The 10,271-nt window shown below is 43.1% G+C and carries 11 protein-coding genes; 10 read left to right on the top strand and 1 reads right to left on the bottom strand.

Going from position 1 to position 10,271, the window contains the following annotated elements; translation table 11 throughout:
- Nucleotides 1–21: 21 nt before the first annotated feature.
- Entirely contained in the window at nucleotides 22–1,053 is a 1,032-nt protein-coding gene (locus HMPREF2685_RS00935) for a S66 family peptidase (protein ID WP_070464716.1), read from the bottom strand.
- 376 nt (nucleotides 1,054–1,429) lie between these two features.
- On the opposite strand from HMPREF2685_RS00935, the gene HMPREF2685_RS00930 reads away from it, so the two are divergent.
- The 10 genes from HMPREF2685_RS00930 to cls all read left to right on the top strand — a co-directional run bounded on the left by HMPREF2685_RS00930 (nucleotide 1,430) and on the right by cls (nucleotide 10,109).
- Nucleotides 1,430–2,698, top strand: a complete 1,269-nt coding sequence (locus HMPREF2685_RS00930) for a competence/damage-inducible protein A (protein WP_070464711.1) — start codon at nucleotides 1,430–1,432, stop codon at nucleotides 2,696–2,698.
- Between the two features lie 120 nt (nucleotides 2,699–2,818).
- On the top strand, nucleotides 2,819–3,964 hold the full coding sequence (recA, locus tag HMPREF2685_RS00925; RefSeq protein WP_024054712.1) for a recombinase RecA: 1,146 nt from the start codon (nucleotides 2,819–2,821) through the stop codon (nucleotides 3,962–3,964).
- Between the two features lie 87 nt (nucleotides 3,965–4,051).
- Complete coding sequence (gene spx, locus HMPREF2685_RS00920) at nucleotides 4,052–4,450, top strand: transcriptional regulator Spx (protein WP_003009108.1); 399 nt, start codon at nucleotides 4,052–4,054, stop codon at nucleotides 4,448–4,450.
- Nucleotides 4,451–4,585: 135 nt separating this feature from the next.
- Entirely contained in the window at nucleotides 4,586–5,182 is a 597-nt protein-coding gene (locus HMPREF2685_RS00915) for an SP0191 family lipoprotein (RefSeq protein WP_003009104.1), read from the top strand.
- A gap of 124 nt (nucleotides 5,183–5,306) precedes the next feature.
- Nucleotides 5,307–5,573: an IreB family regulatory phosphoprotein gene (locus HMPREF2685_RS00910; protein WP_003002070.1), complete on the top strand. Its 267-nt coding sequence runs from the start codon at nucleotides 5,307–5,309 to the stop codon at nucleotides 5,571–5,573.
- On the top strand, nucleotides 5,573–5,992 hold the full coding sequence (gene ruvX, locus HMPREF2685_RS00905; protein ID WP_049474166.1) for a Holliday junction resolvase RuvX: 420 nt from the start codon (nucleotides 5,573–5,575) through the stop codon (nucleotides 5,990–5,992). The genes HMPREF2685_RS00910 and ruvX overlap by 1 nt, the downstream gene beginning before the upstream one ends.
- 22 nt (nucleotides 5,993–6,014) lie before the next feature.
- The gene (locus HMPREF2685_RS00900; protein WP_003001941.1) at nucleotides 6,015–6,320 is read left to right on the top strand and encodes a DUF1292 domain-containing protein; all 306 of its coding nucleotides are present in this window, start codon (nucleotides 6,015–6,017) and stop codon (nucleotides 6,318–6,320) included.
- 256 nt (nucleotides 6,321–6,576) lie between these two features.
- Nucleotides 6,577–7,809: a bifunctional folylpolyglutamate synthase/dihydrofolate synthase gene (locus tag HMPREF2685_RS00895; protein WP_070464708.1), complete on the top strand. Its 1,233-nt coding sequence runs from the start codon at nucleotides 6,577–6,579 to the stop codon at nucleotides 7,807–7,809.
- Between the two features lie 76 nt (nucleotides 7,810–7,885).
- A complete protein-coding gene (locus HMPREF2685_RS00890) occupies nucleotides 7,886–8,296 on the top strand; it encodes an SP_0198 family lipoprotein (protein WP_070464705.1) in 411 nt (136 codons plus the stop codon).
- A 277-nt stretch (nucleotides 8,297–8,573) separates the two neighbouring features.
- Complete coding sequence (gene cls, locus HMPREF2685_RS00885; RefSeq protein ID WP_070464702.1) at nucleotides 8,574–10,109, top strand: cardiolipin synthase; 1,536 nt, start codon at nucleotides 8,574–8,576, stop codon at nucleotides 10,107–10,109.
- The last annotated feature ends 162 nt before the right edge of the window (nucleotides 10,110–10,271 follow it).

The raw sequence follows: 10,271 nt of genomic DNA, 5'->3' as shown, positions 1-10,271 counted from the left end.
TAGGACTTTTGTCCCAGCCTCTTATTTGTTATAGTCAAAGCGAATGACTTGCTCCGTTGCATCTACATGGGCGTGGACTCCGAAGGGGACAATTGCTCTTGGAGTTGCATGTCCGACATTCAGATTATAGACAATCGGGATATTGCTATCAATGATATCCAATAGTGCTTCTTTATAGTCGTCATAGAAAGTTTCATCCATAGGTTTTCCGACCAAGAGTCCACTGATGACCGCGAATATGCCCGTGGCCTTTAAAGTCTGCAACATCTTTTTGAAGTCGTCAGGATTAGTCTTTTCTTCGCTAGTTTCTAGCAAGAGGATCTTTCCTTCCCAGTCTGACAAGTCAGGGAAAAGTTTGTATTTTTGGCAGAGGTCCGTGCTGTCTGCGTGTAAAGAGTTGTCAAAAATATCATAGAGAGACTCAAGACAACCACCGAGGATTTCTCCCTCAAACTGAGCATTGCCTTGTAACAAGTCAAAACCTGTATTTGCGTGGCTGACACGAGGTGTTCCCAAGGCTTTGGGACTAAAATCAGTCCGTTCCTCATACCAAACGTTACTAGGGCGAATTTCTGAGATTTTTCCAGTCTCAATCAATTCTTTAAAGTAGTGGCGGCTATATGGCAACATTTCTTTGTCTAACTCACAAATGTCTGCTAAAAAGGATTGCCCGTAAAAAGTCTTGATTCCTAGTTTATGCAACATGAGATGGTTCATAGTCGTATCCGAGAAGCCAAGAAAAATCTTTTGTTTGATGACCTTTTGTAGTTGGTCATTTTCAAAAAGATAAGGTAGCAAGCGATAGGTATCGTTTCCACCGATGGCACATAGGATCATGTCGATACTATCATCAGAAAATGCCTGAATCAAATCCTCTGCACGAGCTTCGGGATGTTCTTTGATAAAGTCTAAGCCTTTTAGTGAATGAGGTAAAAAGATAGGATTGAGTCCGAGGTCTTTGAGTCGTTGGACTCCCAAGTCCACTTCGTGCTTGACAAAGTCCTCTCCGATAATCCCACTAGATAAACTTATAATACCAATAGTAGAAACCATATCTCATCCTCCTAGAAATAAATTGATGCTATTGTATCACAAAAAATGAGGGGAAACAACAAGAATTAGAGCCAGAAGAAGGCTTTTAGATCAAGAAAGAAGTAAAAAAGCAACCGCTCGATATGGTTGCTTCAGAATATAGATAAGCTCTATCAACAATAGAAAATAGCCCTTTAGAAGTTGATTGCCACATAGTTAAAACTCTTGGGAATGTTGATGTAATAGTGTTTCTAAGAATTTTTCACTTTATACTCTAAAAGAAAAAGATTGAAGAAAGTTGTCCAAAATGGACTTTATCTTCAATCTGTTTTTTAAATAATTTAGGAAATTGTGTTAAAATGAAATGAAAATTACGAATAGTATAAGTGGAGGCGTTATGAAAGCAGAGATCATTGCAGTGGGAACCGAAATTCTCACAGGACAGATTGTCAATACCAATGCGCAATTCTTGTCTGAAAAATTAGCTAGTTTAGGGATTGATGTCTATTATCATGTGGCGGTAGGAGACAATGAAGGTCGTCTCTTCTCGACCATTGAGACAGCTTCAAAACGCAGTGATTTGGTGATTTTATGTGGTGGACTTGGGCCAACAGAGGATGATTTGACCAAGCAAACCCTTGCTAAGTTTTTAGGGAAAGAACTGGTTTTTGATCCGACAGCGCTTGCCAAACTCGACACCTTCTTTGCAAGTCGCCCTGATTATGTCCGGACGCCCAATAATGAGCGACAAGCACAATTGATTGCCGGTTCAATCCCCCTTCAAAACCGTACAGGTCTCGCGGTTGGAGGTTTGATTGAAGTCAATGGTGTGACCTATGTCGTTCTACCTGGTCCACCAAGTGAGTTAAAACCCATGGTCAATGAACAATTGGTGCCTCATTTGACAACAGGGGAAGAGCTTTTTTCAAGAGTCTTGCGCTTCTTTGGGATTGGGGAAAGCCAGCTAGTTACGATCCTAGCAGATATCATTGAAAAGCAGAGTGATCCGACGGTTGCCCCTTATGCCAAGACGGGAGAAGTAACCTTGCGTCTATCTACAAAGGCGAAGGATCAAGCCTCAGCGGATGCTAAGCTCGATGTCTTAGAAAAGGAAATCTTATCCCGTCATACTCTGGATCATCAACCCTTGCAAGAGTTGTTTTACGGTTATGGAGATGACAATTCGATGGCCAAGGTTGCCTTTGATCTCTTGAAAGGGACTGGTAAGACCATTACAGCTGCAGAAAGCCTGACGGCTGGCCTGTTCCAAGCGACTTTGGCAGATTTTTCAGGGGCGTCCAGCATCTTCGCGGGTGGTTTTGTCACCTATAGTTTGGAAGAAAAAAGCAAGATGTTGTCTATTCCAGCTCAAGAGTTAGAGCAACATGGAGTGGTGTCTCATTTTACAGCTCAAGCCATGGCTTCACAGGCCCGTAAGTTAACAGGATCCGATTATGGTGTTAGCCTGACCGGAGTTGCGGGGCCAGATAGTCTAGAAGGGCACCCAGCAGGGACCGTCTTTATCGGACTTGCGACTCCAAATGGAGTGGATAGTGTCCAAGTCAATATCGCCGGACGTAGCCGAGCTGATGTCCGCGAAATTGCAGTCCTTCATGCCTTTAATTTGGTGCGCTTGGCTGTATTAAATGGTGAAAATTTGGTATAATGAAGCTTGTGCCAAATGAAGAATAATTCTAAAGATGGATAGGAAATGTGCCTTTCAAAGGACGGAAAACGTCAGTGAGTTGCATGTATTTCCTGTATAGCAAAAACATAGGAGAAAAGAATGGCGAAAAAACAGAAAAAATTAGATGATATCTCTAAGAAATTTGGAGACGAGCGTGAAAAAGCGCTCAACGATGCCCTGAAGTTAATCGAAAAAGACTTTGGTAAAGGATCCATCATGCGTTTGGGTGAACGCGCAGAGCAAAAAGTTCAAGTCATGAGCTCTGGTTCCTTGGCGCTTGATATTGCCTTGGGTGCTGGTGGTTATCCAAAAGGTCGGATCATCGAAATCTATGGTCCAGAATCATCTGGTAAAACAACCGTTGCCCTCCATGCAGTAGCGCAAGCACAGAAAGAAGGAGGCATTGCTGCCTTTATCGATGCCGAGCATGCCTTGGACCCATCTTATGCTGCAGCTCTTGGGGTTAATATTGATGAACTCCTCTTGTCTCAACCAGACTCAGGAGAACAAGGACTTGAAATTGCTGGTAAATTGATTGACTCTGGTGCCGTTGATTTGGTCGTTATCGACTCTGTTGCGGCCTTGGTCCCACGCGCAGAAATCGATGGCGATATCGGGGATAGCCACGTTGGTTTGCAAGCGCGGATGATGAGCCAAGCGATGCGTAAGCTTGGAGCTTCTATTAACAAGACCAAGACCATTGCTATCTTTATCAACCAATTGCGTGAAAAAGTTGGGGTCATGTTTGGGAACCCTGAAACCACACCTGGTGGTCGTGCCCTGAAATTCTACGCTTCTGTCCGTCTAGATGTTCGTGGAAATACTCAAATCAAGGGGACTGGGGACCAAAAAGATACCAACGTTGGTAAGGAAACCAAGATCAAGGTTGTGAAGAACAAGGTAGCTCCACCATTCAAAGAAGCCATGGTTGAAATCATGTACGGGGAAGGAATTTCACGTACAGGTGAATTGGTGAAGATTGCAACAGATTTGGATATCATCCAAAAAGCGGGTGCGTGGTACTCCTATAATGGCGAAAAAATTGGTCAAGGATCTGAAAATGCTAAGAAATTCTTGGCTGACCACCCAGAAATTTTTGACGAAATCGACCACAAGGTTCGGGTTCATTTTGGTTTGATCGAAGAAGACGAAGCAGTGAAAACCCTTGATAAAACTGAAGAAGCAGCTCCTGTCGTAGAAGAAGTAACTCTAGATTTAGATGACGCGATTGAAATTGAAGATTAATTTTTTTCAAAATAGGTCGCTAGACTGATGGTTTTTGTGTTATAATTTAATACGATAGTATTATCGTGTAGCGAAAGGAGTGCATGCATGATTAAAATTTATACAGTGTCAAGTTGCACCAGCTGTAAAAAAGCAAAGACTTGGCTCAACGCTCATCAGCTAACCTATAAAGAACAAAACCTCGGTAAGGAAGGGATCACCAAAGAAGAATTATTGGATATCCTTACAAAGACTGAAAATGGAGTGGCAAGTATTGTCTCTTCAAAAAATCGATACGCTAAAAATCTAGGAGTGGACATTGAAGACTTGAGTGTCAATGAAGTCATTGACATCATCATGGAAACACCTCGTATTCTTAAAAGTCCGATCTTGGTAGATGACAAACGTCTCCAAGTGGGCTACAAAGAAGACGATATTCGTGCCTTCTTGCCACGATCAGTTCGAAATGTAGAAAATGCAGAAGCGCGGATGCGTGCAGCTCTTTAAAGTGATTGAAAATCAGAAACAATTTGTTTCTGATTTTTTCTTGTTAAAAATCGGAATGAAAAGCAGTTTACTGCACCATTTTACGAAATCTATGATACAATATTTTAGAAAACAATAACTAGTAAGGAATGGAAAATGAAAAGGAAAATCTTCTTATTGGGTGCACTTGCCTTGTGTTTGACAGGATGTGGTCAAAAAAAGCAAGTGAAAACGCCAACCTCAAGTGAGCAAAAGGCAATCCAAGCAAAAGCAGAACAGCTACAAAAGGATAATAAGAGTATCTTACAAAAAGCTGAAGAAAATAAGGTCATCACTAGAACCTTTGTTTTTCCAAAAGATGACAAGGGGACACAACAGACGCAAATCGTCACCTATGTGGGGAATACCTTTAAAAAGTTGGAGACCATCAATGTGACGGCAACCGATGAGGAGTTGAAAAAAGGGATCCAACAGGTTGGAGTCGAGGAAGCACAAAAGCAATTGAGAGAATCCTTTAACAAGGACGATGCCTTTAAGGAAGCTTTGACAGTGCCAGGTTTCACAGCTGATTTGACCTTGGAAAACGAGAATGAATACAAGGTAACCATCACCTATGATTTTGAAGCAATGGATGTGAAGAAGGCTGAAGGCATGACCTACTTCAAAAACAATCACTTACCAGAGTTGTTGAAGCTGACACCGAGTCAATTTGCGGACAATCTCATCAATGCTGGAGCAAGTGAGCAAAAATAAAAAAACAGTTTAACTGAAATAGCTCAAAAATGCTTGAAAAAGCTGTAAAATCAAGGGCTTGACCGTTGTGGAAAACTCTTGATTATGGTATAATAGTAATATTCTAAGGAAAGAGGGTGTTCTTGTGGGATTTACAGATGAAACAGTACGTTTTAATCTTGATGATTCAAATCGTAAGGAAATTAGCGAGACCTTGAAAGATGTTTACTTGTCACTGGATGAAAAAGGCTACAATCCAATTAATCAAATCGTAGGATACGTACTCAGTGGTGATCCTGCCTATGTACCTCGTTATAATAATGCACGGAACCAAATTCGTAAATATGAACGAGACGAGATCGTGGAAGAATTGGTACGTTATTATTTGAAAGGGCAAGGAATAGACCTCTAATGAGAATTATGGGATTGGATGTTGGCTCAAAGACTGTCGGGGTTGCTGTGAGTGATCCTCTCGGTTTTACAGCTCAGGGTCTTGAAATCATCCAAATCGATGAAGACAAAAAAGAATTCGGTTTGGAGCGCTTAGCCGAATTAGTAGCTCAATACAAGGTGGACCGTTTTGTTGTGGGCTTGCCGAAAAACATGAACAATACCAGCGGACCACGTGTGGAAGCCAGTCAGGCTTACGGCACGATGATTGCTGATAAGTTTGGGTTGCCAGTCGACTACCAAGACGAACGGTTGACGACAGTTGCTGCAGAGCGGATGTTGATCGAGCAAGCAGATATTAGCCGTAGCAAACGCAAAAAAGTTATTGATAAGCTAGCGGCACAGCTCATTTTACAAAATTATTTAGATCGTAATTTTTAGAAAGAAAACGAGGAAGAATAGTATGGCACATGATCATAACCACGACCATGAAGAACGTGAATTAATCACATTGGTGGATGAACAAGGAAATGAAACCTTGTTTGAAATTCTTTTGACCATCGATGGCAAAGAAGAGTTTGGAAAGAACTATGTCCTTTTGATCCCTGCAAATGCAGAAGAAGATGAAAACGGCGAAGTTGAAATCCAAGCTTATTCATTTACAGAAAACGAAGACGGAACAGAAGGCGACCTTCAACCAATCCCAGAAGACTCAGATGCAGAATGGGATATGATCGAAGAAGTCTTCAACAGCTTTATGGAGGAGTGATACAGTCTGGGAGACTGTATCACCTCAACTCCTAGAAACTAGAAAGAGTTGAAACATCCAGTGGATGTTTTTAGCCTTGCGCTAGAAATGAAGACCGCAAGTAAGTCCGGTGGATGTTTTTAGCCCTGCTTTAAGAAGCAAGAAAAAGCAGGAAGTCCGATGGACTTGCTGTAAAAATGAGAACGAAATAACTACAAAGGAAAGGAGCGCAAACGTCAGAAGAGGTTTTGTCGCTTTTTTCTTTTAGGAGGAAGATGTGAATAAGATTGAGCAATGGATGAATAGTCGGATCGGTCTGAATTTTCGATCGGGACTGGATCGTATGGAGAAGGCAGTGAGCCTTTTAGGAAGGCCGGATAAGGCTTATCCGATCCTTCATGTGACAGGAACCAATGGGAAGGGATCCACAATCGCCTTTCTGCGTCAATTGTTGATGGCTCATGGGAAGAAGGTTGGGACCTTTACTTCTCCTCATATGATCAGTATCCATGATCGGATTTGTATTGGGGATCAGCCGATTTCAGATGAAGATTTTACTCGGATTGGCCAAGAAGTCCAACAAATGGAGCAGACCTTGCTTCAAACCCAGGACCAACTCTCTTATTTTGAGATTATCTGCCTCATGGCCCTCTTGTATTTTAAGGAACAAGCTGTGGACGTGGTCTTATTGGAAGTTGGTATCGGTGGGCTTCTAGATACCACCAACGTAGTGACGGGAGAGATCGCAGTGATCACTTCGGTTGGCCTGGATCACCAGGAAACACTGGGAGGGACGATTGCAGAAATCGCCCAGCAAAAGGCAGGAATCTTTAAGAAGGGCAAGAAGGCTGTTGTGGGCCCTTTGCCTGCTGAGGCTACAGCTGTTTGTCAAGACAGAGCCGAGCAATTGGATGTGGATCTCTACGCCTTCCAGAACGATTTTGGCTTAGAGCAGGATCGTTTTTGGAATGAAAACGTGGAACTTGTCTTGCCGTCTCTGGGTTTGAAGGGTGATTACCAACGGGAAAATGCTGCAGTAGCTTTGGAGGCCTTTTTCCTCTATATGGAGGGCCTAGATCAAGAAGTGGATATGGAGCAGGTCAAACACGCCTTGCAAGAGACAAGGTGGCCGGGCCGTCTAGAGTTGTTTGGTGACCAGGTGTATCTGGATGGCGCTCATAATCCTCATGCTATGTTGCGCTTGATCGAGTTTGCCAATAGCTTAGCAGGAAAGCGCGTGAAGATTTTATTTGGAGCCCTCAAGCGAAAAGATTATAGCGGGATGCTCCAAACGCTTCAAGCGGGATTGCCAGAAGCTGAATTGATTTTGACAACCTTCCATTACGGGGAAGTGGTGGCACAAGGTGACCGACAAGACTTGCCCTATGTAGCTGACTACAAGGCCTATATCAAAGAGTTTATGGATCAGAGTCCTTCAGATGAGGTTTTATTTGTGACAGGTTCCTTGTATTTTATTGCAGAAGTAAGGGCATTTTTATTAGAGGGGTAAACAATTGACCTAAAGACTTTCTTGGCGTATACTGGTGGTAGATAGTATACGGTTATGGCGAAAGGAGCCGATCTTAATGAAAAAAATCATGTCTATACTGACCTTGGCAGTAGCCCTTTTCCTGACTGCTTGTAGCCAGCAAGAACAAACGCCAAAAGCCTCAAGTAGCGCTAGCTCACATTCATCTGAGACAGTGGCTTCGACCAGTGAAAAGTCAGAGCAAGGGGTGTCCATAGATGGCAGTTATCGTGGACAGGACGAGGAAAATACGATCCTCTTGGTGGTGACGGGTCGAAAAGGCACGTTTACGGTGCAAGATGCTGATGGAGAAGAAGAGACCAAAGAGGTCAGTATTGATCCGGTCAATCAATCCATGCGTATCGGGGATGAACCCTATCGCTATCGGATCGAAGGGAATCAGTTGTCGCTAGAAGATCTGGAGCAAGCAGAGGATGATCAAGGGATTATCGTTTTAACCAAGCAATAAGGGACGAAACAAGAGAGAGTGGGACAGAAATCGGTAATTCGTTAGAATTCGATTTCGTCGTCCCACCTCCGCACAGTTGAGTAGGACTGTAAAAGCTGATGAAAGCAGCGTAGTAGAGCCCACTCAACCACTGCGTCTTGCTCGACAATCCAAAAATAATTGAGAGGCTAGGACTTTTGTCCCACTCTCTTTTTGTTTGTCTAGAAGGGGCTTGGTTGGTCGTTGCAACGGGTAAAAAGAATTGGTATACTAGTAGAAAGAAAAAAAGGAGGATGCTGTGACCTTTCGAAAATTACGTCTATTAATGTCCAAATATGGATTTAGTATTTTGTTTATGGGCTTTGAACTATGGGCATCCTTTGCGGCCTTCTTCTGGCTTAATAGATGGTTCCCTCATTGGCTATCTGTTGCAGTCATTGGGCTCTTATATGTGTCGACAATCTTAGCTATTGTTAATCGAAATACCCCGCCTGAAAATAAGGTGACCTGGCTCTTGATTGCCGTCATTCCTGTCTTTGGATCGCTTTTATACCTCATGTTTGGAGAGCGGCGTTTGTCCAAAAAGGAAATGATCCAGCTGAAAAATATGGAGTCCATGAAGTTTCGAGAGGACAATAGTCATCAGTTGGGTAAGGAGCTCAAGCAAGAAAGCAAGGCAGTTTATGGCTTGGTCAAGTCGATTTTGTCCATGGACCACAATGCGGATCTCTACAATGGGACGGCGTCAACCTTTTATCCTCTAGGAGAGGACATGTATGCGCAACTACTAGAGGATCTGAGAGCGGCGAAAAAATTTATCTTCATCGAGTTTTACATCATTGATGAGGGCTTGATGTGGAACAGTATCCTAGAGATTTTAGAGCAGAAAGTGAAAGATGGGGTCGAAGTCAAACTCCTTTATGACGATATCGGCTGTATGGCGACCTTGGCAGGGAACTATACCAAACGGTTGCGAAAGATGGGAATTGATGCCCATAAATTTAACAAGGTGATCCCCCGTCTAACAGTGGCATATAACAACCGAGACCACCGCAAGATTCTGGTCATTGATGGGCAGATCGGCTATACGGGTGGTGTCAATTTGGCAGACGAGTACATCAACCACATTGAGCGGTTTGGTCACTGGAAGGACAGTGCCATCCGTTTAGATGGACGAGCTGTTAAGGCCTTAACGCGACTCTTCCTCATGAACTGGTACATCAACCGTGGGGAAATCGAGGATTTTGACCGCTACCATATTGAAAATAAGGCGGTCGAAGGAGAAGGGCTCTACATTCCCTATGGGAGTGGACCAAAGCCGATTTACAAGTCGCAGGTCGGAAAGACGGTTTATCAAAATATGATCAACCAAGCGACGGATTACGTCTATATCACGACTCCTTACTTGATCATCGATTATGATTTGACAGAAGATATCCGCAATGCGGCCCTTCGTGGGGTGGATGTTCGCATCGTGACCCCGCATATTCCGGATAAAAAATTGATCCAAATTGTTACGCGTGGGGCTTACTTGGATCTGATGGATGCTGGTGTGAAAATCTATGAGTACACGCCTGGTTTTGTCCACAGTAAGCAAGTTCTTGCCGATGATGAAATGGCGGTTGTAGGGTCGATTAACTTTGATTACCGCAGTCTGGTCCATCACTATGAAAATGCGGTTTGGATGTATCGGACGCCTGCTCTGAAAGAGATTCGGGCGGATTTTGACCACATCTTTGAAGTATCCCAAGAAATCACGGAAGATACCTTCCGCTTTACATGGCACCAAAGCTTAATCAAGGAAATTATGCAATTGTTCGCACCGATGTTGTAATAGGTGTGGGAATACAGAAGAAAGAGTCAGAAGCTGAGAGATCTGACTCTTTTTCCATAGGACTATGTGGCAAGAGGCTGACATGGTCGGCAGAATTTGGTATACTAGAGAAGATAATGAGCTTTTTTCTAAAAGGAAAAGCAGAGGAATAGTGAAGAAAAG

The organism is Streptococcus sp. HMSC074F05 (assembly GCF_001808725.1).
In the GTDB taxonomy this organism is placed as follows: Bacteria; Bacillota; Bacilli; order Lactobacillales; family Streptococcaceae; genus Streptococcus; species Streptococcus parasanguinis_I.
The sequence above is the reverse complement of the archived record's forward strand: the minus strand, read 5'-3'. Positions and strand labels throughout refer to the sequence as shown.